Annotated in this window: 20 protein-coding genes; 3 read left to right on the top strand and 17 right to left on the bottom strand. The window is 72.1% G+C overall.

The window, feature by feature from the left end; genetic code table 11:
- Positions 1 to 49: 49 nt before the first annotated feature.
- The 14 genes from QNA09_RS11660 to QNA09_RS11595 form a co-directional block, all read right to left on the bottom strand.
- Positions 50 to 1,450, bottom strand: coding sequence for a hypothetical protein (locus QNA09_RS11660; RefSeq protein WP_010596519.1), 1,401 nt, complete (start codon positions 1,448 to 1,450; stop codon positions 50 to 52).
- Between the two features lie 34 nt (positions 1,451 to 1,484).
- On the bottom strand, positions 1,485 to 2,903 hold the full coding sequence (locus QNA09_RS11655; RefSeq protein WP_140188629.1) for an FAD-binding oxidoreductase: 1,419 nt from the start codon (positions 2,901 to 2,903) through the stop codon (positions 1,485 to 1,487).
- A 97-nt stretch (positions 2,904 to 3,000) separates the two neighbouring features.
- Positions 3,001 to 5,991 carry a BTAD domain-containing putative transcriptional regulator gene (locus QNA09_RS11650; protein ID WP_308072446.1) on the bottom strand — a complete coding sequence of 997 codons (2,991 nt, stop codon included), beginning with the start codon at positions 5,989 to 5,991 and terminating at the stop codon, positions 3,001 to 3,003.
- A gap of 232 nt (positions 5,992 to 6,223) precedes the next feature.
- Complete coding sequence (locus QNA09_RS11645) at positions 6,224 to 7,111, bottom strand: 3-methyladenine DNA glycosylase (protein ID WP_308072444.1); 888 nt, start codon at positions 7,109 to 7,111, stop codon at positions 6,224 to 6,226.
- Positions 7,112 to 7,187: 76 nt separating this feature from the next.
- Positions 7,188 to 8,273 (bottom strand): hemolysin family protein, encoded by a 1,086-nt coding sequence (locus QNA09_RS11640; RefSeq protein ID WP_010596515.1) that lies wholly within the window; start codon positions 8,271 to 8,273, stop codon positions 7,188 to 7,190.
- Positions 8,273 to 9,643 (bottom strand): hemolysin family protein, encoded by a 1,371-nt coding sequence (locus QNA09_RS11635; protein ID WP_040269845.1) that lies wholly within the window; start codon positions 9,641 to 9,643, stop codon positions 8,273 to 8,275. Before QNA09_RS11635 ends, QNA09_RS11640 begins: the two co-directional genes overlap by 1 nt.
- 278 nt (positions 9,644 to 9,921) lie before the next feature.
- Positions 9,922 to 11,361, bottom strand: coding sequence for a GuaB1 family IMP dehydrogenase-related protein (locus tag QNA09_RS11630; protein ID WP_203010724.1), 1,440 nt, complete (start codon positions 11,359 to 11,361; stop codon positions 9,922 to 9,924).
- A gap of 10 nt (positions 11,362 to 11,371) precedes the next feature.
- Entirely contained in the window at positions 11,372 to 12,241 is an 870-nt protein-coding gene (locus tag QNA09_RS11625; protein ID WP_010596512.1) for a DMT family transporter, read from the bottom strand.
- Between the two features lie 42 nt (positions 12,242 to 12,283).
- Positions 12,284 to 13,735, bottom strand: a complete 1,452-nt coding sequence (gene gndA / locus QNA09_RS11620; protein WP_119699806.1) for an NADP-dependent phosphogluconate dehydrogenase — start codon at positions 13,733 to 13,735, stop codon at positions 12,284 to 12,286.
- Positions 13,736 to 13,805: 70 nt separating this feature from the next.
- Positions 13,806 to 14,759: a M56 family metallopeptidase gene (locus QNA09_RS11615; RefSeq protein WP_010596510.1), complete on the bottom strand. Its 954-nt coding sequence runs from the start codon at positions 14,757 to 14,759 to the stop codon at positions 13,806 to 13,808.
- A 17-nt stretch (positions 14,760 to 14,776) separates the two neighbouring features.
- On the bottom strand, positions 14,777 to 15,199 hold the full coding sequence (locus QNA09_RS11610; RefSeq protein ID WP_010596509.1) for a BlaI/MecI/CopY family transcriptional regulator: 423 nt from the start codon (positions 15,197 to 15,199) through the stop codon (positions 14,777 to 14,779).
- A 9-nt stretch (positions 15,200 to 15,208) separates the two neighbouring features.
- Positions 15,209 to 16,090 carry an ABC transporter ATP-binding protein gene (locus tag QNA09_RS11605; RefSeq protein WP_048773831.1) on the bottom strand — a complete coding sequence of 294 codons (882 nt, stop codon included), beginning with the start codon at positions 16,088 to 16,090 and terminating at the stop codon, positions 15,209 to 15,211.
- Between the two features lie 59 nt (positions 16,091 to 16,149).
- Positions 16,150 to 17,247 (bottom strand): iron chelate uptake ABC transporter family permease subunit, encoded by a 1,098-nt coding sequence (locus QNA09_RS11600; protein ID WP_010596507.1) that lies wholly within the window; start codon positions 17,245 to 17,247, stop codon positions 16,150 to 16,152.
- Entirely contained in the window at positions 17,244 to 18,662 is a 1,419-nt protein-coding gene (locus QNA09_RS11595; protein ID WP_119699805.1) for an iron ABC transporter permease, read from the bottom strand. The genes QNA09_RS11600 and QNA09_RS11595 overlap by 4 nt, the downstream gene beginning before the upstream one ends.
- Positions 18,663 to 18,805: 143 nt before the next feature.
- Between QNA09_RS11595 and QNA09_RS11590 the strand changes: the two genes are divergently transcribed.
- Both QNA09_RS11590 and QNA09_RS11585 read left to right on the top strand, forming a co-directional pair.
- On the top strand, positions 18,806 to 19,525 hold the full coding sequence (locus QNA09_RS11590; protein ID WP_119699804.1) for a hypothetical protein: 720 nt from the start codon (positions 18,806 to 18,808) through the stop codon (positions 19,523 to 19,525).
- Between the two features lie 214 nt (positions 19,526 to 19,739).
- Entirely contained in the window at positions 19,740 to 20,186 is a 447-nt protein-coding gene (locus QNA09_RS11585) for a PaaI family thioesterase (protein WP_010596504.1), read from the top strand.
- A gap of 37 nt (positions 20,187 to 20,223) precedes the next feature.
- Here the strand turns inward: QNA09_RS11585 and QNA09_RS11580 are convergent, their stop codons facing one another.
- From QNA09_RS11580 to soxR, 3 genes are all read right to left on the bottom strand, one after another.
- Positions 20,224 to 21,603 carry an NAD(P)/FAD-dependent oxidoreductase gene (locus tag QNA09_RS11580; protein ID WP_026138129.1) on the bottom strand — a complete coding sequence of 460 codons (1,380 nt, stop codon included), beginning with the start codon at positions 21,601 to 21,603 and terminating at the stop codon, positions 20,224 to 20,226.
- Positions 21,604 to 21,739: 136 nt separating this feature from the next.
- Positions 21,740 to 22,771, bottom strand: coding sequence for a tyrosine-type recombinase/integrase (locus QNA09_RS11575; RefSeq protein ID WP_017682306.1), 1,032 nt, complete (start codon positions 22,769 to 22,771; stop codon positions 21,740 to 21,742).
- A gap of 92 nt (positions 22,772 to 22,863) precedes the next feature.
- Positions 22,864 to 23,319 carry a redox-sensitive transcriptional activator SoxR gene (soxR, locus tag QNA09_RS11570; protein WP_010596501.1) on the bottom strand — a complete coding sequence of 152 codons (456 nt, stop codon included), beginning with the start codon at positions 23,317 to 23,319 and terminating at the stop codon, positions 22,864 to 22,866.
- Positions 23,320 to 24,594: 1,275 nt separating this feature from the next.
- Between soxR and QNA09_RS11565 the strand changes: the two genes are divergently transcribed.
- Entirely contained in the window at positions 24,595 to 24,948 is a 354-nt protein-coding gene (locus tag QNA09_RS11565) for a VOC family protein (protein ID WP_048773801.1), read from the top strand.
- The last annotated feature ends 112 nt before the right edge of the window (positions 24,949 to 25,060 follow it).

Raw genomic sequence — 25,060 nt, 5'->3', positions numbered from 1 at the left:
GGGTGGTCCGCGACCCCGGCCCGCCCGGGCGGGCCGGGCGGCCGCGCGGTCACGCCGCCTGCCGGGCGTCGTCGAGCAGTCCGGTGAGGTTGGCGAGGGCGGGCCGGACGTGCGTGGCGAATCGTCTCGTCGCTTCCCGGACGAGGGGCCGGTCGGCGCGGTGCCGGAGTCCCCGGGACGTGTTGAGGCGGGAACGCTCGAGCCAGTCCGCCATGTCCGGTTCCTTCGACCATGCGTACTCGGCGTTCGTCTCGACGAGCGTTCCGCGGATCCAGTCGAGGGGGACGTCCGGTAGCCGGTTCGGTGGGCAGAGCCGGTTCTTCTCGGCCGGGTCCCGGCCGGTGGCCTCCACGAATCCGACGAGGGCGGCATTGAACGGGACGAGCCCCGTGCGGACGGGCTGCAACGTGATACGGCCCTCCTCGAAGATCGGGACGGCCGGTGCCGGGTTCAGGCCCGGGGCGGCGCAGTGGACGTGGAGGTGACCGGGCCCGGTACGGATCGTTCCGTGGTCGAGCACGATCGTGTCGTGTTCGATGCGTCGCACGTGCCCGAGCCGGACGACGTCCTCGATGCGGCGGAGCTGCTCGAGTTCGGCGGTGCTGACGGTCGGCCCCTTGTACATGGTGGGGAGGACGTGCTCGTCGACGCGCAGCAGCTGTTCGCTCGCCTCGAGCCGGGCGAACAGCTCGGCCGGCGTCCTCGCCCGGGCGGCGGCTTCCATCTGCCGGGCCAGTCCCTCGATCAAGTCGTCGACCAGTTCACCGCCCTGGGCGAACCGTCGGTTGCGCAGCCACGCCTCCCGGGGTTTGACCCACTGGATCGCGTCCGGGGGCAGGCCGAGCTGCAGCAGCCACAGGCACGCGTCCATCGCGGTCTTGCCCGCCCCGATGATCACGTACCGTTCGGGCGGTTCGGCCACGCGCGCAAGGGCGTCGACGGGGACGCAGCGGACGCCGGGGGCCACGTCGAACGGTGGTGTGAACGTGGCGGGTATCGCAGGCTCGAGGTAGGTGGCGTCGACGAGGGCGGTGCGGACCTCCACCTCGTACCGGTCGGTGGAGATCCGGGAGACGAAGCGATGGTCACCGACGTATTCGCTCATGGGGAAGTAGCGCACCGCTCCGGATGTCAGCAGATTGCTGCGCATGACACGGTCGAAGTATGCACAGATCTCCGGTGCGCTCGCCTGTTCGTACATGCCTCGGTTCGGGCCGGTGCGGTCGATGACGTCCGTCCCGAGCGGCAGCGAGTTCACGCCGTAGTACGCGGACGGCTGGTGCAGCCGCACGAACGGGTAGGCCTCGTTCCAGTGCCCGCCCGGGGCGTGACGCCGGTCCACCATGACGACGTCGGTGTCGGAATCGGTGATCAATGCGTCCGCGAACGCCATGCCGGCCGCGCCGCAGCCGATCACCAGATAGTCCGCTTCCAGCCTGTGCGTGGGCATAGTCCGTTCCTCTCCGGGCGGGTACGGTTCCGGGCTACCGTTCGGCCGCGGCGGGCCGGATGTTCTGGTTGACGTGGAAGACGTTGTCCGGGTCGTAGCGGCGCTTGATCCGGGTGAGCCGGTCGTAGTTGCCGCGGTAGGCGGACTCGACCCGGTCCTGGCCCTCGCTCATCAGGAAATTGACGTAGGCGCCGCCGGCGGAGGTCGGGTGCAGCTGTTCCCAGTAGTCGCGAGCCCACCGGGTGATGAGGCCGACGTTGGCGGGGTCGGGGTCGACACCGACGATGACCCCCGCCCATCCGCCGCCCCGGTACGCGAACGGGGTCGCGTCCTCGGGGACGCGGCTGGTGGCCCCGTCGATGGGATAGAGGTGCATGGTGGAGTGACCGGTCGGCAGCTGCGGCCCGTACCTGCAGTGCACGTCGATTGCGGCGTCGGTGATCTCGTCGAAGAAGTCCGCCCGCCAGTACCACTGCAGGCCGGGCGGGTAGAGGGCGTCGAACGCGCTCTGCAGGACGGTGAACGGCATGTCGTGCAGGCCGACCAGCAGCGGCGAGCCGTAGGTCCGGATGGGGTCGAGCACCTCGTCGGCCTTGGCGTGTGGTCCGGTGTAGCACCAGACGATGCCGCAGCACCTGCGGCCCCAGAGGTCCTCGGGGAACGGGGCGGCGGGTGGGACGGTGAGCAGCGCGATCCAGCCGCTGAGTTCCTCCGGGAGCGCCGGCAGCAGCTCCCGGTACCAGCGCATGACGTCGGCGGTGTCGGCGAGGTCGTAGAGCACCGGGCCGCCGACGATCATGCCGGCCTCCCCGATGTCGTGGCAGCGGAAGGTGAAGGAGGTGACGACGCCGAAGTTCCCGCCGCCGCCGCGCAGCGCCCAGAACAGGTCGCTGTGCGAGCTCTCGTCGGCCGTCACGAGCGTGCCGTCGGCGAGGACCACGTCGGCGGACAGAAGGTTGTCGACGGTCAGCCCGAAGCGCCGGGAGAGGTAGCCGATGCCGCCACCGAGGGTCAGCCCGCCCACGCCCGTGGACGAGAGGAAGCCGGACGGGGTGGCCATGCCGAAGGCGACCGTGGCGTGGTCGACGTCGCCCCAGGTGCATCCGCCGTCGACGCGGACGGTGTGGTGTGCCGGATCGACTGTGGTGCTGCGCATCAGGGACAAGTCCACGACGAGCGCGTCGTCCCACACGCCGAGACCGCCGGCGTTGTGCCCGCCGCCGCGCACGGCCAGGGTGAGCGCGTGGGCGCGGCCGAAGCGGACGCAGGAAACGACGTCGGCGGCGTCCCGGCAGCGTGCGATCGCCGCGGGATGTTTGTCGATCATGCCGTTGTAGACGGCACGCGCCGTGTCGTAACGGGTGTCGCCGGGGGTGATCAGGTCGCCGCGCAGTGCCGCGGCCAGGTCGTCGTACGGCACCGCGCCGGCCGGCCGGGTCGAAATGGTGGTCACGAAAGCCCCTCTCGGGTCGGTCGCTCGCCGGTGCGGGCGTTGTACCGTCGACCCTAGGAAGAGGGCGTTCGCGCAGCGTTCGGGTGCGCGCCGCCGGTCACCGGGCCGGGGGAACGCCCGGGAGCGGCAGGTCGACGCCGTGTTCGGCGAGGTCCCGCGCGCAGCGCCGGAGCAGGGCGGCACTGCCGTGGGCGGCCGCGGTCCGGGCGGCGGCACGCAGTCGCACGATCGCGGCGACGTGGTCGTCGTGCGCCGCGCGCATCCGCATCACCTCGGGCAGCCACCACAGGTCGTCGCGGGCCTGTCCGGCGACTATCGCGGCATCGAGCGCGGCCCGGGCAGCGCCGGGTTCCCCTTCCCGCACCGACAGGTCGGCGAGCAGCGAGAGCCAATACGGCATCCGGGCGAACGAACCGGCCGAGCGGAGCGTGTCGATGCCGCGCCGCATCTGCACGAGGCCGGCCTCGCCGCCGCGGGACCACCCGCCGAGAATCAGCGCCCACTCGCTGTAGTAGGCGAATCCGTACCGGATGCACAGGTCGGTCAGTTCCGCGACGGCGGCGTCGAGGGCGGCGGGGTCTGTGCGCAGGTGGTGGGTGATGCCGCTGTAGGCCAGGGCGACGGCCAGGCTGTAAGGATGATCGATCGTTTGGGCCAGCCGGACAGCCTCGTTGCAGCAGCTCAGGGCGGCGTCGTTGTGGCCGAGCAGCCAGTGGGCGTGGGCCGCCCAGGCGCTGCCGTGCACGTCGGGCCGGGTGCCGACGGTCAACGAGGGAGCGCCCCGGGTCAGTGCGGCCGCACGGTCGAAGTGGTGGAGCGCCTCCTCGGGGCGGCCGAGCTCGACCGCGGACCCGGCGAATGCGAAGTGGGCCGACCCGCGCAGCGGGGAGCCGGGGTCGACGAGAGTCAGTGCGCGGGTCGCGACCTCGTGGGCGCCGGCGATGTTTCCCTGCACGAACCGCGACGACCAGAGGCCGACGAGGCCGGCCAGGAGGGAGTCCTTGCGGCCGAGGGACTCGGCCAGCCGGATCGAGCGCTCGAGGGTCTGCTGCAGTTCGGGGGAGGAGTAGCCGTATCGTGCGTTGAGCGGCGCCGCCATCTCTTCGCGGACGGCGAGTTCCTGTACGGCGGCGTCGCGCCCCTCGAGTTGGGTGCGAGCGATGGCGAGTGCCTTCTTGTGCAGTCGGATCGCCTCGGTGTGGGCGAAGGTGCTCGAGGCGACATCGGCCGCGCGACGGTAGTAGGTCACTGCCCGGTCCGGTCGTCCCCCGCGGGCGTACTGCTCGGCGAGTTGCGCCGAGACGCTGTCGTAGTCGTCGGCGTGCAGCAGTTCGAGGCTCTGCGCGAGACGGCGGTGCAGCAGCCAGCGCCTGGGCGGGCTGATCCGGGCGTAGGCGGCGTCGCGGAGCAGGTCGTGGGAGAAGTCGTAGCCGTCGCGGAACTGTCGCAGGATTCTGCGTTGCCACAGCTCGTCGACGGCGCGCACCACGGCGTCGGTGTCGAGGTCGCTGGCCTCGGTGAGCAGGTCGAGGGTGAAGTCGCGGCCTACCGCCGCGGCGAGTCCGGCGACGTCCCGTGCGGCGGGGCTCACCTGCCCGATCCGGTCGTGCAGCACGTCGGCCAGGCGGCCGGCGGGGGCGACGCCCGGTCCGCTGCGCATCGCTTCGATGATGTAGAGGGGGAAGCCACCGGTGGTCGCGTGCAGTAGTTCGGCGTCCTGCGGGTCGAGCGGGCGCCCCCCGAGCGTTTCGGCCAGGCGGGCGGTGCCGCAGGCCCCCAGGGGCTGCAGTGGCAGGTCGGCGAGCAGACCGGCGGTCCGCATCCGGTCTGCCCATTGCTCGAGGTCCCGGTTCTCGTCGGTGTCGTCGGTGCGGGCTGTCGCGGCCACCATCAGGGGCGCGTCGGGTGTCAGGGACAGGCAGAACGTCAGGAACGTCAGCGTCTCCGGGTCGCACCACTGGATGCTGTCGAGGGTCAGCAACACGGGGCGGCCGCCGCCGATCAGCGCCCGCGCCAGGCCTTCGAAGAACCGGAGGCGCTGCCAGGCGTCGACCATCGCTCGGACGCCGGCGCCGGGTTCCGGGCGGGCCGCGCCGGACGGTACGAGCCTGTCGACCTCGGCGCGCCAGATCGGGTCGAGCGCGGTGAGCGCGGGCTGCACCGCGGGGGTACGGAGCCAGTCCGCTACCGGGGCCAGGGCGAGCCGTCCGGACGTTCCGAAGCATTGGGTGCCGGCCACCACCGCCGCGGGTTGTGCGCGGGCGGTGGTGGCGATCTCGGCGACCAGGCGGGTCTTGCCGACGCCGGCGCCGCCGGTGACGAGGACGAGGGTGGGGTGCCCGGCGGCGGCCGTGCGCCACGTCTCGTGCAGCCGACGGAGTTCGCGTGTGCGTCCGACGAGTGTCGGGGCGGCGAGTCCGGGCCGCTCGGCCGCCGGTCCGGCGATGGGGCGGGCGGTCGCGGTGGGGTCCGCGGGGGCGAGCAGGCGGTCGGCGAGGGTGCGCGTCGCCGGGTCAGGTGCCAGCCCGAGTTCACGTTCGAGGACGGCGGCGCAGCGGTGATAGGTGCTCACTGCGCCGGCGCGGTCGCCGTGCTCGGCCTGCAGGGTCATCAGGGTGCGGTACCCGCTCTCTTCCAGGGGTCGGAGGGGGATCCGGCGGCGGACGGCGTCGATCGCCCCGGGGAGGTCGCCGGTGCGCGTCCGGAGCCGGCACAGCAGATCGCACAGGTCGACGCAGTGCCGTTCGAGATCCGATCGGGCCTCGAGGATCCAGTCGTCGTACATGCCGGGCAGCAGGGGGCCGCGGTATTCGGCGAGCGCGGTGGTGGCGTGCCGCAGCGCCGCCTCGTCGTCGCCGCTGGTCGCGGCCGCCCGGGCGGCCTGGTACTCGACGGTGAAGGTCCGTAGGTCCACCCGGCTGGTCTCGGTGTCGCGCCAGCACAGATCCCGGGAGGTCACCTCGACGGCCGGGTCGTCTTCGAGGGCGCGGCGCAGGTGGTGCAGTTCGCGGCGCAGGTTGGTCAGGGCCTGGGCGGTTGTCGAGTCGGGCCAGAACAGGGGGGGCGATGAGCTGGCGGGGCTGTGCAACTCCGGCGTGGAGGGCGAGGAAGGCGACCAGGGTCGTGCCGCGAGGGGACCGCGTCACGACGGCGCCGGTCGTGTCGTCGGTGATCGACTGCTCACCCAGGACGGAGACGTACAGCATCAGCTCGTGGCCTCTCCAGACTTCAGCCTAGACCCGGGGAGGGATATCCCTCCCCGCGGGGGCCGCGCCGCGCGCCGGGGACGTCCCGGGGAGAGGGCAGGCGGCGGTGTCCGCTCAGCGGTGGCTGTGCTCCCGGCCGGCGTCGAGGAGTCGGCGGCACCGGTCGAGCAGCGCCGCGCGCAGTGGCGCGGAGCGGTCGGCCAGTTCCGTCTGTCCGCGGACGTACTCTGCCCGGCCGCGGGGTGTCTCGATCCGTATGGGCCGGTAGCCGTGGTCGCTCAGGTCGTAGGGGCTGGCCCGCATGTCGAGTTCCCGGGCGGCGTAGGCCAGTTCGAAGCAGTCGGCGGTCAGGTCCGAGTCGAGCAGCGGGGTGAGCTTGTAGCACCACTTGTACAGGTCCATGGCGGCGTGCAGGCACCCGGGTTGCTCCCGCCGGATCTGGTCGTCGCGGGTGAGGGGTTCGAGATTGAGGGGGCCGGCGGCGGGGGTGAAGAACCGGTACGCGTCGTAGTGCGTGCAGCGCAGCTGCAACGATTCGACGACGGCGTCGGTGCCGGTGTGTCCGAGCCGCAGCGGTACGGCGCTGTGGCGGAGGTCGGCGGGCTCGGTCCGGTACACCATGGCCCACTCGTGCAGGCCGAAGCAGCCGAGGTGCGCGGGACGGGAGGTCGTGGCCTCGAGCAGGTCGGTGACGTAGCGGATGGTGTCGCGCCGGCGGGCGAGGTGTTCGGGGTCGGCCGAGACCCCGGCGCCGGTGGTCCGGTAGCCCCGGAGGGAGGCGTACTCCGCGGATGCGGGGCCGGTGAGTGTCGTTCCGAAGCCGGGGTGCCAGCGCAGGAGCTGGGACGGCGTGTAGCTGTAGTAGGTGAACAGGAAGTCGATCACCGGGTGTGGTGTGCCGTGCGCGCGTTGGTCGAGGTAGGGGGCGAGCAGCGCCGTCAGCCGGTGGCGGTGCCGCTCCCGGCGGGGCAGCCAGTGCTCGGGTTCGAGGACGGTGGTCACCGCTGCCCCCCGGTATCGACTGCACCGACGGTGCAATGATTGTTGTGCCGCGTCGGGGTGTCGGGTGGGCGGAGGTTCACGGACGTGGTCCCGGGCCGGGGTCGGCCATCCGGTGGGTGGTGTCGCGCACGGTGCCGACGAACTGTTCGACGAGGTCTTCGAGCGCGACGATGCCGATCACGGTTCCGTGCTCGTCGACGACTCCGCCGAGGTGGGCGCTGGTGCGCCGCAGCAGCGACAGCGCGTCGTCGAGGGGGGCGTCGACCGGCACCGGCGGCAGGGGCCGGATCTCGGCGGTCGCGATGAGGGTGTCCGGCCCTGCCGATTCGTCGCGCACGAGGTCGAGGACGTCCTTCAGGTGCAGGTAGCCGGCCAGTTCCCCGTGTGCGGTCTCCGCCGGGTACCGGGAGTAGCCGGTCTCGGTGACGGCCTGCTCGACAGCTCCGAGTGTGGTGCCGGCCGGGCCGAGCGGGACCGTGCGGACCCCGGACAGGGGGATCGTGACGTCCGCGACGGTCCGTCCGCTGGTCTGGAGGGCCTGGGTCAGACGCCGGTGTTCCTCCTCGTCGAGCAGTCCTTCCGAGCGGGATTCGCCGATCATCTCGGACAGTTCGAGTTCGGTGACGGTGACGTCCAGTTCGTCCTTCGGTTCGACCCGCAGCAGGCGCAGGCTGAGGTTGGCGCACAGGTTGTAGAACGCGATCAGTGGCCGGGCCACCTTCATGAACAGCAGGTGGGTCGGTACGAGCAGCATCGCCGAGCGTTCCGGTCCGGCGATGGCGATGTTCTTCGGAACCATCTCGCCGAGCAGGATGTGCAGCACCACGACGATCGTGAGGGCGAGTGCGAAGCCGATCGGGTGCAGCAGGGAGTCCGGCACGCCGAGGGCGTGCATGGGTGTTTCGATCAGGTGGGCGATGGCCGGTTCGCCGACGCGGCCGAGCAGGATCGAGCAGATGGTGATGCCGAGCTGGGACCCGGCGAGCATCAGCGACAGGTGCTCCCCGGCGGCGATGACGGTGCGGGCGCGTTTCTTGCCCTGCCCGACGAGGGCTTCGAGTCGGTCGCGGCGCGCGGTGATGAGGGCGAACTCGGCACCGACGAAGAATGCGTTGCCGGCGAGGAGCAGCACGGTGAGCAGCACCGCGAGCCAGTCGTTCATCACCGGTCTCCGTTCTCGCGGCCGGGTGCGTGCTCGTCCTCACCGGCAGGCTCGGTGGGGACGAGCAGGACGCGGTCGATGCGGTGCCCGTCCATGTCGAGGACCCGGGCACGCCAGCGGTGGTCGGCGTCGCCGGGCCGGTGCGGCAGCAGCACCTCGTCGCCGGATTCGGGGATCTCCCCGAGTTCGGTGAGGAGCAGCCCGCCGAGCGTCTCGTATTCGCCGTCCGGTGCGTGGTATCCCGTCAGGTGGGCGACCTCGTCGATGCGCAGCAGGCCCGAGCAGGACCAGCCCTGCTCGACGCGCTGCGCTTCGGGCTCGGGTTCGTCGTGTTCGTCGCGGACGTCGCCGACGATCTCCTCGATCAGGTCCTCCATGGTGACGATGCCGGCGGTGCCGCCGTATTCGTCGACGACGAGCGCGACCTGCATGCCGTCGGAGCGGACCCGTTCCATGACCGCGTCCCCGTCGAGGGTGGACGGCACGACGGGGACCTGCCGGGCGAGAGTGTGCAGCTGGGTGTGGGCGCGGCGCCGCGCGGGCACGGTGAACGCGTGTTTGACGTGGACGACGCCGACGGTGGCGTCGAGATCGCCGTCGACGACCGGGAAGCGGGAGTAGCCGGTGCGCGACGAGGCGTCGATGAGGTCGAGGACGGTGTCGTGGACGTCGAGGGACTCGATGGTGACGCGGGGGGTCATGAGGTCTTCGGCGGTGCGTTCCCCGAAACGCAGCGAGCGTCCCACGAGCAGCGCCGTGCTCTCGTCGAGGGCGCCGCGTTCCGCCGAGGCGCGCACCAGTGATCCGAGTTCCTCCGGGGAGCGCGCCGAGCGCAGTTCCTCGGCCGGTTCGATACCCAGGCGCCGCACGATCCGGTTGGCGGCGCCGTTGAGTCCGCGGATCGCCCATTTGAACACGAGCGAGAACCCGGCCTGCAGGCCGGCGGTGGCGCGGGCGGTGGCCAGGGGCCGCGCGATGGCGAGGTTCTTCGGTACGAGTTCGCCGAAGACCATCGAGAACGAGGTGGCGATGATCAGGGCCAGGGCCAGGGAGATGCCGGAGGCGAGGGCGGCGCCGAGTCCGGCGGCGCGCAGCAACGGGTCGAGGAACCGGGCGAGGACCGGTTCGGCGAGGTAGCCGGTGATCAGGGTGGTGATGGTGATGCCGAGTTGGGCGCCCGAGAGCTGGAAGGACAGGGTGCGGTGGGCGTGCTGAACCTGGCGTGCGCGCAGGTCGCCGTCGCGGGCGTGCGCGTCGACGGTGCTGCGTTCGAGGGCGGTGAGGGAGAATTCGGCCGCCACGAACACCGCGGTGCCGGCGGTCAGGGCGATGAACCCGAGCAGGCTGAGGACGGACAGCAGGACGGACATCAGCACCGCTCCCGGGCCGGCGGCAAGCTCCGCTCCGATGTCGCGAAGGTCCGGCCGGGTATGTCACCCGGCTCGCTAGGGGAACCCTCCGAACCGGCGGAGTCGGACTCCGCGTCGGCCGTGGCGGCCGGAGGCCGTGTCGAAATGATGGCGGCCGGAGGCCGTGTGGAAATGGTGGTGGGTGCCGCGGGCACCGGATTCCTCTCGTCGGGCCCGAGGTGCGGGCGTTCACGGTGAGGCATCATTCTACGGACCGTGTCCGGCCTCGTGCGGTGCGGTCACCATCCGGTCGGCAGGGGCCGTCCCTCGGCGAATCCGGCGGCCGACTGGACCCCGAGCACGGCGTGCGCGTGCAGGTCCTCGAGGGTGCGGGCACCGGCGTACGTGCAGGTGCTGCGCACCCCGGAGCAGATGTGGTCGATCAGGTCCTCGACGCCGGGCCGTTGGGGGTCGATGCGGATGCGGGAGGTGGAGATCCCTTCCTCGAACAGGGCTTTGCGGGCGCGGTCGAAGGCGGAGTCGTCGACGGTGCGGGCGGCGACCGCACGCTTGGAGGCCATGCCGAAGCTTTCCTTGTAGGGGTGGCCGGTCTCGTCGTAGCGCAGTTCGCCGGGCGATTCGTAGGTGCCGGCGAACCAGGACCCGATCATGACGTTGGCGGCGCCGGCGGCGACGGCGAGTGCGACGTCGCGGGGGTGCCGCACCCCGCCGTCGGCCCAGACGTGCGCCCCGAGGTCCCGGGCGGTGCGGGCGCATTCGGCGACGGCGGAGAACTGGGGTCGTCCGACACCGGTCATCATGCGGGTGGTGCACATGGCGCCGGGGCCGACGCCGACCTTGACGATGTCCGCGCCGGCGTCGAGCAGTTCGCGGGTGCCGGCGGCGGAGACGACGTTGCCGGCGACGAGGGGGACGGGCAGGTCCAGCGCCTTGATCCGTTTCAGGGCGTCGAGCATCTTCTCCTGGTGGCCGTGCGCGGTGTCGAGGACGAGCAGGTCGACGCCGGCGTCGACGAGCCCCGCGGCCTTGGCGGCGACGTCGCCGTTGACACCGACGGCGGCGCCGATGCGCAGGGCCCCGTCGGCGTCCACGGCCGGGGTGTAGATGCCGGCGCGGACGGCGCCGGTGCGGGTCAGGACCCCGGCGAGGGTGCCGTCGTCGTGGGTGAGCACGACCAGCGGGTCGTGTTTGGCTTCGAGCAGTGCGAACGCTTCCCGCGGCGACGAGCCGACGGAGGCGGTGGCGAAGTCGCGGATGGCGACCGCGCGCAGCCGCGCGAACCGGTCGACCTCGCGGCAGGAGCCGTCGGTGACGACACCGACGGGGCGGCGGTGGTCGTCGACGACGACGACGGCGCCGTGGGCGCGTTTGGGCAGGAGGGCGAGGGCATCGGAGACGGAGTCCTCGGGACCGAGGGTGACGGGGGTGTCGGCGACGAGGTGGCGGCTCTTGACGAACGCGACGGTCTCGGCGACGGTGCCGGCCGGCAGGTCCTGGGGGAGCACGACGAGTCCGCCGCGGCGGGCGACGGTCTCGGCCATGCGGCGGCCGGACACGGCGGTCATGTTGGCGACCACGATGGGGATGGTGGTGCCGGAACCGTCGACGGTGGACAGGTCCACGTCGAACCGGGACGCGACGGCGGACCGGTTCGGGACGAGGAACACGTCGTCGTAGGTCAGGTCGTACGGGGGCTGGTGGCCGTCGAGGAAGCGCACCTGGCGAATGCTACGCGCCGGTGGCGTCGGGCGCGGTGAGCCGGGCCTGGCTGCGCGAGAGCGCCACCGTGGCGATCAGCATCACCGCGACCGAGGCGACGACCAGGGCGAGTCCCGGGCCGTCGACCCGGAGCCGTTCGTCGAGGACGGTCATGCCGAGGAAGACGGCGGCGAGGGGTTCGCCGATGGTGATCGCCGGCAGGGACGCGGCGAGCGGGCCGGCCTGGAAGGCGCGTTGCTGGAGGTAGACGCCGAGCAGGCCGGCGGTGAGCAGGGCCCAGGTCTGCCAGGCGCCGACCACGGGACGCAGGCCGTGTTCGAACAGGTCGGTGACGTACTTGGTGAACGCCACCGCCACGCCGTAGAGCAGGCCGCTGGCCGCGCCGAGTGCCATCGCCCGCGTGCCGGGGTCGTGGCCGAGCAGCCCGATCGCGGTGGCGGCGGACACGGCGGTGCACACCGCGCCGAGCGGGAGGACCCACTCGTGCCAGGGGGCGTCGATCTCACCGGCGGTGGGGTCGCCGACGACGAGGAACACCACGAGCGCCGCGCACAGGGCCGCCGCGGTCAGCCAGGTGGGGCGGGTGATGCGGGAGCCGGAGAACGCGGCGGACAGGGGCAGGGCGAACAGCAGCGACGACACCAGCAGTGGCTGGACCACCAGGACCGGCCCGAGGGCGAGGGCGGCGACCTGCAGCAGGTAGCCGCCGCCGTCGCCGACTACCCCGGCCCACCAGCGGGGGCTGCGGATCAGGGCGGCGACGAGGGACTCGCCGGCGGGGACGGCTTCGGCGGAGCGTTGCTGGGCGACGCTGGCCGCCGCGAACAGGAGCGCGGCGGCCAGCGCGCACACGACGGACGCCGTGACGGTGCCGCTCATGGGCACAAACTATGCCCTACCGGGGTGCCGGTGCGGGCGTGGTCAGGCGCGGACCTCGGTGCGGTCCCCGCTCCAGAGGGTGTGGAACTTGCCGTCGGCGTCGATGCGCTCGTAGGTGTGGGCGCCGAAGAAGTCGCGCTGGCCCTGGGTGAGGGCGGCGGGCAGGCGGTCGGCGCGCAGACCGTCGTAGTACGACAGCGAGGAGGCGAACGCGGGGACGGGGATGCCGAGCATGGTGGCGGTGGCGACGACGCGGCGCCAGCTGTCGATGCCGGCCTCGATGGCCTCGCGGAAGTAGGGGGCGAGGATCAGGCTGGGCAGCTGCGGGTCGGCGTCGTAGGCCTCCTTGATGCGGTTGAGGAACTGGGCGCGGATGATGCAGCCGCCGCGCCAGATGGTGGCCAGGGCGGCGCGGTCGACGTTCCAGCCGTATTCGGCGCTGCCGGCGGCGATCTGGTCGAAGCCCTGCGCGTAGGCGACGATCTTCGACGCGTAGAGGGCGCGGCGGATGTCCTCGGTGAACTGGGCGGCGTCGGTAGGCTTGTCGCCGAGGGTGCCGGAGGCCAGGCCGCGGGCGGCGGCGCGCTGGGTGCGGGAGCCGGACAGGGCGCGGGCGAACACGGCCTCGGCGATGCCGGTGACCGGGACGCCGAGGTCGAGGGCGGACTTGACGGTCCAGCGGCCGGTGCCCTTCTGCTCGGCGGCGTCGACGATGACGTCGACGAGGGGTTTGCCGGTGCTCGCGTCGGTCTGGCGCAGGACGTCGGCGGTGATCTCGATCAGGTAGGACTCGAGGGTGCCAGTGTTCCATTCGGAGAACACGTCGGCGATCTGCGGGGCGTCGTGGCCGAGCGCGTCGCGCAGCAGGTGGTATGCCTCACCGATGAGCTGCATGTCGGCGTACTCGATGCCGTTGTGCACCATCTTCACGAAGTGGCCGGAACCGTCGGGGCCGATGTGGGTGCAGCACGGGGTGCCGTCGACGTGGGCGGAGATGGACTCGAGGAGCGGGCCGAGGGCCTCGTAGGACTCGGCGGGGCCGCCGGGCATGATCGACGGGCCGTTGAGGGCGCCTTCTTCGCCGCCGGAGATGCCGGCGCCGACGAAGTGCAGGCCGCGGGCGCGCAGTGCGGCTTCGCGGCGGATGGTGTCGGTGTAGAGGGCGTTGCCGCCGTCGATGATGATGTCGCCGGGTTCCATCGCGTTGGCGAGTTCGTCGATGACCGCGTCGGTGGCGTCGCCGGCCTTGACCATGACGAGCACCCGGCGCGGCTTCTGCAGGGCGGCGACGAACTCGTCGATGGTTTCGGTGCGTACGAAGTCCCCGTCGTCGCCGTGGGCTTCGAGCAGGGCGTCGGTCTTGGCGACGCTGCGGTTGTGCAGCGCGACGGTGTGGCCGTGGCGGGCGAAGTTGCGGGCGATGTTCGACCCCATGACGGCCAGGCCGGTCACGCCGATCTGGGCGCGGGGATTCTCGGTGCGTTCGACGGTCATGGGTACAGCTTCCCCCGAACCCGGACGGGATCGAAATCGGGGGCGTGCTACCGGTGCGGACGGCGGGGGGTCACCAGGCGCGCAGCAGGCGGCTCAGTTCGGTCAGCCACGGCACGGCGACCGCGATGGTGGGCACGACGAGGATGGCGGCGGCCGCGGTGTAGGCGGTCACGGCGGTGCGCAGGTCCGGGCCGGGTTCGGCGAGGCGCTTGACGCGCAGCACGGTGGAGGGGCCGCCGACGGCGAGGGCGCCCTGGGGGGTGCGGGCGCCGGCGCAGGCGACCAGGGCCCGGGCCAGCGGGGTGGGGCCGGTGACGCGCACGGCGGAGTCGTCGGCGAGCATCTCGACGAGCAGCTGCACCGAGCCGAGCGCGGACCGGGACCGTACCCACCGCGGGAAGGCCTCGTAGACGGCGGTGAACGCCTCGAGGACGAGGTCGTGCCGGGCCCGCAGGTGGGAGTGCTCGTGGCGGAGGATGGCGCGGATCTCATCGTCGGCGAGGTGGTCGAGGGTGCCTTCGCTGAGCACGACCCGGTGCCGCAGGCCCGGCAGGCAGTAGGCGACGGGTTCGGCGGTGTCGAGGACGCGCACGTGGGACAGCTGCCGCACCGAGGCGCCGCTGTCGCGCCGGTCGAGCAGATCGACGAGCATGCGGTGCCGGGCCCGGCGGCGGCGGGTGCGGACACCGACGCGCAGAATCGAATACATCAGCCGTGCACCGATGAGCAGGGTGAGGGCGAAGACCACGACGTAGGTCAGCCACAGGGGCAGGCCGAGCGCGTCGATCTCCTGGAGTGGGGCGGTGGTGGGGCGGCCGTCCTCACCGGGGACGAGCAGCAGCGATGCGATGGCCAGGCCGGAACTGAACGCGGACAGCACGGCCGCGAGCGCCACCGCCTGCCACAGCACGAGGGCGGGGCGGGGGTTGCGGTACGGCCAGGTGGCGCGGCTGAGCAGGGCCGGGACCGGCCCGGCCAGCAGCAGCGCGAGGATGCCGAAGACCAGCGCGGTGGTCGCGTTCATGGCACCGAGTGTGCCAGTCAGCTCGCCCGACCGGTACCCGGGTCGGCGACGGTGGGACGGGTGGGCCCGTCCTGCTGGGCCTCGAGCGCGGCGAGGGCCTCGCGCAGCGCGGCGGCCTCGTCGGGGTTGACACGCCCGATGAAGTGGACGAGGGCGGCGACCCGGCCGGCGGACTCGTCGGCCTGGTCGAGGGCGTCGACCATGAGGCTGGCGACGAGTTCTTCGCGGCCGTGCACCGGGACGTACCGGTGGGCGCGGTCGTCGCGCTGCTGGATGACGAGGTTCTTCTTCGCGAGGCGCTGGAGAACGGTCATGACGGTGGTGTACGCGAGGGAGCGCCGGGCGGCGAGGGCCTCGTGGACCTGCCGGACGGTCTGCGGTTCGGTGGAGGACCACAGGTGGTCCATCACTGCGCGTTCGAGTTCTCCGAGTGCTGCCATGACACGAGTTTACCGGGTCTCCGACGAGCGTGTCGTACTACCCGAAGTAGTACGTGTTCTCGTCCGCGGTCCGCCCGCCGTGCCGAACACGTGCCGGGTGCCGATCGGCACGACCAGCGGCCGGTCCGAGACCGGGTCGTCGATCACCGCCGCGTCGAGCGCGAACACCTCCCGCAGCAGCTCCTCGGTGATCACCTGCGCCGGCGGGCCCGCGCGCACGATCCGGCCCTCCTTCATCACCACCAGGTGGTCGCTGTAGCGGATCGCGAGATTCAGATCGTGCAGCACCATCACCACGGTGCGGCCGAGTTCCGCGTGCAGGCGGTCGACGAGGTCGAGGACCTCCACCGAGTGCGCCAGATCGAGATAGGTGGTCGGCTCGTCGAGCAGCAGCACGTCGGTGCCCTGCGCCAGCGCCATCGAGATCCATGCCCGCTGACGCTGTCCGCCGGAGAGCTGGTCGACCGGGCGGTCGGCGAGCTCGGTGATGCCGGTCCGGTCCAGTGCGACGGCGACCTCACCCTCGTCGTCGGCGGACCACTGCCGCAGCCACGACTGGTGCGGATGCCGCCCCCGGGCGACGAGGTCGGCGACGGTCAGGCCCTCCGGCGCCACCGGCGCCTGCGGCAACATCCCCAGCACCCGCGCGACGTCGCGGGTGCGCATCGAGGAGATCGCGTGCCCGTCGAGCAGCACGCTGCCGCGACGCGGGCGCAGCAACCGGGCCAGCGCCCGCAGCAGGGTGGACTTGCCGCACCCGTTGGGCCCGATCACGGTGGTGATCACCCCGGGGGGCACGGTCAGGTCCAGGCCGTCGACGATGAGCCGGTCGCCGTAGCCGAGCGCGAGGTCCCGCGCGACGAGCCGCGGCGGCGGGGCGGCGCTGTCCACGGCCTCGGATGGGGGCGCGGCGGTGGGCGCGGCGACGTCGTCGGTGCGGGGGATTCTGGTCACAGCGACACCTTCCGGTTCGAGCGCACGAGCAGATACAGCAGGAACGGACCGCCGAGGGCGGAGGTGACCAGGCCGACGGGCAGCGCGACGGGCAGCACCGTGCGGGCGAGGATGTCGGCGCCGGTGACCAGGGCCGCTCCGGTCAGGGCGGAGGCGATCAACGGCGGACCGGGGGAGCGCACGAGGCGCAGCGCGATCTGCGGGGCCGCGAGCGCGACGAACCCGATCGGCCCGGCCGCCGCGGTGGCGACACCGACCAGGGCGCAGGCGGACAGCAGCAACACCGCCCGCTGGGTCTGCAACCGCACGCCGAGCGACCGGGCCGTCTCGTCCCCGAGCCGCAGGGCACCCATCGTGAAGGCGGCGGTGGCGAGCCAACCGGTCAGGACGGCCAGCGCCACCGCCGTCGGCACGACCTGCGACCATCCGGCGCCGTTGAGCGACCCGGTGAGCCACACCTGCGCCTGGGACACGTCGTTGATGTCGGCCGAGACCAGCATCCAGTTCGTCAGCGCCACGAACAGCGCGTTGGCGCCGATCCCGATCAGCACCAGTCGGAAGCCTTCCACGCCGCCACGCCAGGCCAGGACGTACACCGCCGCGGCGGTGCACAGGGCCCCGCACAGCGCCGCGAGGGGCAACCCGAGCGCGCCGAGCATCCCGGCGAGCGTCCCGGAACCGGCGGCGACGATGAGCGCGACCGCGGCCGCGCTCGCACCGGCGGTGACGCCGAGGATGTCCGGGCTGGCCAGCGGATTGCGGGACACCGTCTGGGTCAGGGCGCCGGCGACGGCGAGCGCCGCGCCGACGAGCACCGCCGCGAGGCCCCGCGGCAGGCGCAGCTCCAGGACGATGAACCGGTCGAGTTGCTCCCCACCGCCGGCGAGCACCGAGACCACCTGCGGCACCGACAGCGGATAGTCGCCGCGGCCGAGCCCGACGCACAGCAGCAGGAACGTGGCCGCCACCAGAGCCAGGCACAGGAACACCGCGCGCGGTCGCCACACGAGCGAGAGCGTGCCGATCCGCAGTGCCGGCCGGGACGGGACCGTCGCCCGGGTCGGGCCGGTGCGTGCCGGCGCGGTGGCGGTCACAGGGCCACCAGCCGGCGCCGGCGCACGAGGGCGATGAAAAACGGTGCGCCCATCAGGGCGAGGACGATGCCGACCTGCAGCTCCCCGGGGCGGACCACGATCCGGCCGACGACGTCCGCCAGGACGAGCATCACCCCGCCGAGCAGCCCGGCGTAGGGGAGCAGCCAGCGGTAGTCCGGTCCGGTGATCGCCCGGGCGACGTGCGGGACCACGAGCCCGACGAAGGCGATCGGTCCGCAGGCCGCGGTCGCGGCGCCGGTGAGAAGGGTGATGGCGACGATGCCGACGGTGCGGGCGGCGACGACGTTCGTGCCCAGGGACCGGGCGACGTCCTCGCCGAGGCCGAGCACATTGAGGCCGGGTGTGTTCACCACGGCCAGCAGCAGTCCGGCCGCGAGGAACGGCAGCACCTGCCACAACACCTCGAGGTCGCGGCCGGCGACCGAGCCGACGATCCAGAACCGGTATCCGTCGAGCGTGGTCTGGTCGAGCAGCACCACCGCATGCGTCATCGCCTGCAGGAAGAACGCCACGGCCGCGCCGGCCAGGGCCAGGGTCAACGGTCCGGCGCGGCCGCCTCCGAGGGAGGACAACCCGAAGGCCACGACACTGGCGGTGAGCGACCCGGCGAAGGCGAACCACAGGTACTGCCCGGGGGTGGCCATCCCGAGCAGGTAGATCGAGAGCACCACGAAGAAGGCTGCTCCGGCGTTGAGTCCGAGCAGGCCCGCGTCGGCCAGGGGGTTGCGGGTGTGACCCTGGATGAGGGCGCCGGCGACGCCGAGAGCGATGCCCACCACGAGTCCGAGCACGGTGCGCGGGATCCGCAGGGTGTGCACGATGACGTCGGTGTCGGAGCCGTCGTCGGTGGTGAGAGCGTGGACGACCTCGGCGATGGTCATCGGCCGGGCGCCGACGGCGATCCCGGCGAGCAGCACCACCGTCAGTATCGCGGCGATGGCCAGCAGACCGAGCAGGCGGCGACGGCGGACGGCGCCGACGCTCGTGTCGGCGGCGAGGGGGACGAATCCGTCGGCGGCCGCGACGCGCTCGGTGACGACCTCGGTGCCGCGTCGCAGGAGGGCGCGCCGCGCGCCGACCGGCCCGCCGTGGCCGCGGTCGCGGGTGACCAGTCCGGTCCACTGTTTGCCGAGGCTGCGTCCGGTGGTGCCTTCGCGGTGCCCGCGGTTGTACCACCACAGGCCGACGGTGACGGCGAGGGCCGTTCCACCGAAGACGACACGGTCGGTCTGTCCGCCGCCGTGGGCGTCGGACAGGGCGCGTACGAGCAGCACACCGACGACGGCGGGCACGGCGAGCAGACCCAGGTCGCCGGCTTCGGCGGCGAGACGGCGGGGGAGGGAGGGGGCGTCCGCGACGGGCGGCGGCGTCTCCGGGGGGCGGAGGGTGGTCACAGGCGGTGGGCTCCTCGGGGACGCGTACTCGGCCGAACGAAGGTTAGGTTACCGAAGCCTATCTTCCAGGCTTGCATCCCCCACGACGTAATGGCATGGTTAGGCTTACCTAATTGTGACGATCCGCCGATCGGGAGGTGTGGATGACAACCCTGCTGCCACCGAGATCCACCGCGGTGCAGATCCCCGCGTTCGAGGACACCGACGCCCGCCTGAGGCTGCTGATGCCGCACGCTCCCCGCGTCTACGCCGTCGCCCGCATCGACGACGAACCCCGCCGACGCTGGTGGCGGCTCGCCGACGCCGACCGGGACCGGCGGATCGCGCTGTTGTACGCCCGCGCGCTCGAGGACGTCGCGGACCCGCGGATCGCCGTCGACCAGGTGGCGGCCGCCCTCGTCCACGTCGTCGCGGGCCGGGTCCTCGCCCCCTATCTGCTCGAGGCGCGCTGCTGGGATCCCGGGCTCGAGAACCTGTGGATCCACCAGGACAGCGACGGCGGCATCGACTGGGCCGCGGTCGCGGACGACACCCTGCGTGTACTACCCGACGATCCCGCCGTCGCCGACGGCGCGGTCGTCGTGCTGCCGTGCGAGGAGGCGCTCGCCCGGTGGACCGCCCACCGTGCCACCACGGCGCTGCGTGCCGTCCACGCGTCGCTGGCGCAGTGCGCCCCCGCCGAGCAACTGCGCCTGTGGTCCCTGCTCGGCCGCACCGTCGTGGCGGGCGCGGCGCAGCTCCCCGCCCTGGCCGGCACCTCCCGCACCGTCGCGGCGCGCCGCGGCCAGGTTCTGCTGGATGCGTTCCTGACGCTGGGGGTGCCGGTCCGCGGACTTGCTAAATTAGGCAAGGCTTACCTATAGTTACGAGGCGTTGCTACTGCCGGACCGCGCCGGAGTCCTGAGGGCTGCAGAGACCCCCGGTCCTTCCCACGGCGGGCCTCGCGTGCACCACGCGAGGCCCGCCGGCTCGTCCCGGCACTGCGTGCCGCCCGCGATGTCCTAGCATCCCTTCCAGACCCGGCGACCGGCGCCGGGCCCGCGCCAGGGAGCTGGCACGACCCGGACGGAGTGACACATGACCGATCTGCCCACCCAGGAACAACTCTCCGACCCCGCGGCCGTCACCGCCCAGCACAACGACGGCTTCGGGTCCGTCCTCGGCCTCGAGTTCACCGAACTGAGCCCCGACCGGGTCCGCGCCCACTGGACCGTCACCCCGAACCAGCACCAGCCGTTCGGCATCGTCCACGGCGGCGTCTACTGCGCCGTCGTCGAATCCGTCGCCAGCTTCGCCGGCAGCATCTGGCTCGGCGACCGCGGCAAGGTGGTCGGCGTCAACAACAACACCGACTTCATCCGCGCCACCCGCGACGGGGTGCTCACCGCCACCGCCACCCCCATCCAGCGCGGACGCAGCCAGCAGCTGTGGCAGGTCGCGATCACCGACGAGCAGCACCGCACCGTCGCCCACGGGCAGGTGCGCCTGGCCAACATCCTCGATCCCGACGCCCTGGGCAACTGACCGGCGCCGCGGGCCTCGAGCCCCCGGCGCCCGCCGCTCAGCCCGCGGCGCGTCGCCCGGCGCTGCCGCGCTCGGCCTCCTCGGTACGCCGCTGCAGCCGGTCGATCGCGTTGCGGGCAAACACCTGCTGCTCCGTCGAGGCCATCTCGTTGCGGCCCCGGGTCAGGAACGTCGTCGCCCACGACAGCAGGGTCGACAGCTTGCTCGAGAAGCCCACCAGGTACAGCAGGTGGATCCCCAGCCAGGCCACCCAGCCGACGAACCCGCTGATCTCGAGCTTGCCGACCTTCGCGACCGCGCTGAACCGGCTGATCGTGGCCATCGACCCCTTGTCGAAATACTTGAATGGCTTGCGTTCGGCCGGATCGTGACCGGACAGGCCCGCCACGATCTGCCGCGCCGCGTACTTGCCGCCCTGCATCGCCACCTGCGCCAGGCCCGGCAGCTTGTCCAACGACATCATGTCGCCGATGACGAACACATTCGGATGACCGGGCAGCGACAGGTCCGGATTCACCAGGACCCGGCCCGCCCGGTCGATCTCGGCGCCGGACTGCTCCGCGAGCCGGCGGCCCAGCGGACTCGCCGACACGCCCGCCGACCACACCTTGCACTGCGATTCGATCCGGCGCTCGGTGCCGTCCTTGTCCTTGACCGTCAGGCCCGTCGCATCCACGTCGGTGACCATCGCGTTGAGCTGGATCTCCACCCCCAGCTTCTCGAGGGTCTGGCGGGCCTTGGCGCTGAGCTTGCCCCCGTACACCGGCAACACGTCCGGTGCCCCGTCGAGCAGCACCACCCGGGCGGCCGCCGGATCGATGTTGCGGAACGCGCCCCGGAGCGTGTGATGGGACAACTCGGCGATCTGTCCCGCGAGTTCCACCCCGGTCGGTCCCGCCCCGACCACCACGAACGTCAGCAACCGGCGCTGCTCGGCCGGGTCCTCGGCCAGCTCCGCCTGCTCGAACGCCCCCAGGATCCGGCCCCGCAACTCGAGCGCGTCGTCGATCGTCTTCATGCCGGGCGCGAACTCGGCGAAGTGGTCGTTGCCGAAATACGACTGGCCCGCCCCGGCGGCCACGATCAGACTGTCGAACGGCGTGACCGTCTCCCGCTCGAGGAATCGGGACGTCACGGTCTGCCGCGTCAGATCGATCGACTCGACGTCGCCGAGCAGTACCTGGGCGTTCTTCTGCTTGCGCAGCACCAGCCGGGTCGGCGGCGCGATGTCACCCACCGACAGGATGCCCGTCGCCACCTGGTACAGCAGCGGCTGGAAGAGGTGATGGGTGGTCCGAGCGACGACGGTGACGTCCACGTCGGCACGTGCGAGGGCCTTGGTAGCGAACAGACCCCCGAATCCGGATCCGATCACCACCACATGATGACGACGTGGCTCAACCGACTGGATGCTCATTCCGTGCTCCTCGATGTCTCGGGTCGACCGGGCAATCGGTGGCGGAGGAGCAGCGGGGCTCCCGCGCCGCCCCCAGTCTGTCAGCTATACCCACTCGCCACAGGCTTACGCGTCCCGTGACCGCGCCGCCCCGACGTCACTCGCGCCGGTCCAGCAGCCCGTAGACCGGGTTGTGCCGGGCGGCGTGCCGGACCGCGTCGTCCGTCGCCGAGGTGTAGATCTGCACGGTCTGCAGTGACCGGTGGCCGAGCAACTGCTGCAGCTCCACCATCGTCGCCCCGCCGTCGGCCAGGCTGGTGGCGAAGGTGTGCCGCAGCGCGTGGGCGAGGGCGCCGCGCTTGCGCTCGCTCTCGATGCCCGCCATCCGGTACATCCGCCGCACCCGGTACTGCAGGGTGCCGCGCGTGATACGCCGGCCGTCGGCGCCGACGAACAGCGGATCGGCCGGGGGATAGCGCTCCCACACCGCGAGTGTCTCGTCGTCGCCGCGCCGGGGCCGATGCGTCGGCGGGAACCGGGTGTAGCGCTCCTCGAGATACGCCGAGACGATCGCGGTCCAGCTCTGCTCGAGCGGGATCTGCCGCTCCACGGTGCCCTTGCCCATCACTCGCAGCACGGGGGCACGGGTGCCGCCGAGCACGCTGCCGAGGTCGAGGCGGATCAGCTCCTCCGAACGGATACCGGTCAGCAGCAAGGTCGCGATCAGCGCCAGGTCGCGCTGCGGCCACTCCCGGCCCGAGGCGGCCGGGCGCTGCGCCTCGACGGTGAGGGTGTCCACGAGTTGCCCGATCGCCTTGGGCGTGAACGACTTCGGGGTGTGCTGGGGGCGCTTCGGCTGGGCGATCGACGCCATCGGGTTGCCCTCCGACACGCCTTCGGAGACCAGGAAGTTGCAGAAACTGTTCCACACCGACCAGGCCCGCCGCACCGACGCCGGCTGCCGCTCCCGCGCGAAGGCGGCGAACGCCGAACGCATCGCCCGGATCGTGATGTCCTGCACGCACAGCTCGTCCGGGGCGACCGAGAGGCGGACGGCGAGTTCCCCGCACACCGCCTGCAGATCCAGCCGGTACGCCTTGATCGTGTGCGCGGACCGCTTCGCCGTCTGCAGCGTCTCGAGGTACGCGGCCACCCAGTCCAGCAACCCCGGATCCACCCGGCCCGTCATGACCCTCCCCGCATCCCGGTCGTACACCTGTGCGATACCAGTGTGACATCCGGGGCCGACGGGAACGGTGCGACCCGGCGGGCGGCCACGGCCTACCGGTGTGACCCGGCCCCGCCCAGGCGCTGGGGTCCCGGGCCCCGGGCGCCCAGCACATCGCCGGGGTTGGCCAACGGGCACGACGCCAGGCTCAGGCAACCGCACCCGATGCACTCGGTGAAACTGTCCCGCAGGGCGGTGAGGGCCTCGATCCGCTCGGTGAGCCGGTCGTGCCACTGCCGCGACAACCGCGCCCAGTCCGCCGCGGTGGGCACCCGGCTGTCCGGCAGCGAATCGAGCGCCTCCCGGATCTCGTCGAGGGAGACCCCCACGCCCTGCGCGACCCGGATGAAGGCCAGGCGACGGAGCGTGTCGCGCCGGTAGGTGCGCCGGTTCCCCGAGGTGCGTCTGCTCTCGATCAGGCCGCGGGCCTCGTAGTAGTGCAGCGCGGACACCGCCACCCCCGACCGGGACGACAGCTCGCCCGGGGTCAACCACACGTTCGGCGGCATCGCCGTTCCTCCCGAATCCGGGGCCGGCCCCACGGACCTGCCGTTCGTCGAACCGACTGTACGACGAGGGGAGCGGGCCGGCGACGTCGCCGATCCACCCGTCGAGGGGGAGGTGGTGGTGGTGGTGTGCGACGGCCCCCGCCGGGACATCGCGGGCGGCGTGGGCGCGGCGGTCCGGGGGCCGGGGGCGGGGAACGAATCGGGGCGTGCTGAGGCCCGGCGTTGGCGGCGGCGTCGTGCCGGGAATGCGCGCATGCTCGCGCGCCGTGGGCGTGTGATGGATAACGGTGATTATCCATCAGTATTGTTATCAGCAATAGGTGAGTGGGTCCGCACGGGAGTGCTCGACGGGGAGAGGGCCTCGTCCGGCCCACGCAGGACGGGCGCCGACGGGTCGCGCGGTGCCGACCGACACGCCGGACGACCGCCGGTGCGAAGCGGCGATCCGGTCGATCGACGAGACGACGCGGGCGACCGGCCGGACGCCGCGCCGCCGGCCGACGGTGCGGCGAGGCCGGACGCGTCCGCCGGGGGCACTCCGGTGCGCGCCCGGTTCGAGCACATCCACCGGTTCGAGCGCCTGCATCGGTTCGAGCACCCGGGGTCCACCTTCCCGCGGGGAGGCTTCCGGCACACTACTTGACATAATGTGCATTATCGGCAATTTCGGATGTGGGGTTGACCAGCCGTTTGTCCGCGCGGCCCGCTCGGGTGTCGAAGCTTCCGGCGACCCGTGTCCGCACTGCGGGCGCTCGGCTTCCGCAACCGCGGCGCTCGCGCCGCCCGGCGTTCCTGCCGGCGTTCGCCACCGGATCGTGCGGGTGCGGGCATCCGACGGGACCGGACGCCGGCTGCCTTCCACGGATCTCCACGCGGCCTCGCTCACGTTCCGGCGTTACCCGCCTCGCCCCTCCACGGCCCCGGCCCAGACGGGACCTAATTCGTCACGGTGACGATTACCGGGTCGGGCCCGTGTCCGACCGCTCGTGCTCCAGCGTGCCGAAGTTCGACCCGCGGTGGTCCGGTGACCCGTCCGCGACCGTGGGCGGCACGCTTCGGAATCGCCCGACCGGGTCGGCGTCGCGCGGGCCGGTCGACCGGGTCCGCAATGCGGGCTCCATCCTCTCCCCTCGCCCGGGGTTCTCCCGGGACTAATTCGTCACAGTGACGTAAATCAGTCGGGTATGTCGACCGGTGTTCGACGGGACGATCGACCCTCGATGTCACGGTGTCGATCACGTTAGGCTTTCCGGACATTCGCCGAAGGAGGCATCCGTGAGCAGCCATGAAGTGAAGATGATCGTGCTGTCGACCGACGATCTCGACGAGTCGATCAGATTCTACAACGAGACCCTGGGCATGGCGTTGAAGTTCCGGGACGGCGCCCATTTCGCTGCCCTCGACGGGGGCGGGGTCACCCTCGCGCTCGCGACCGCAGTCGATCATCCGATCCACGGCCAGGTGGTCGTCGGCATCAAGACCGCCGACGTCGATGCCGCCGCGAAGGCCATCGAAGAAGCCGGCGGCGGCATCGTGCAGGGCCCGTACGACGACGCGCACGAGCGCCGCGCCGTGGTCTACGACAACAAGGGCAACGGGTTGGTCTTCTACAGCCCGCTGAGACGGTGATCGGGCGTCTCGGACGGTGACCGGGCACTGATCTCGGGCACCGCCGCGACACGTCCGTCGATCGCCGGGGTCCCCTCCTTCGCTGCGGGACCTCACCCCGTCCGTGACCGTC

The sequence above is a fragment of the Rhodococcus sp. AH-ZY2 genome (genome assembly GCF_030916465.1).
Taxonomy (GTDB): domain Bacteria; phylum Actinomycetota; class Actinomycetes; order Mycobacteriales; family Mycobacteriaceae; genus Rhodococcus; species Rhodococcus ruber.
The sequence above is the reverse complement of the archived record's forward strand: the minus strand, read 5'-3'. Positions and strand labels throughout refer to the sequence as shown.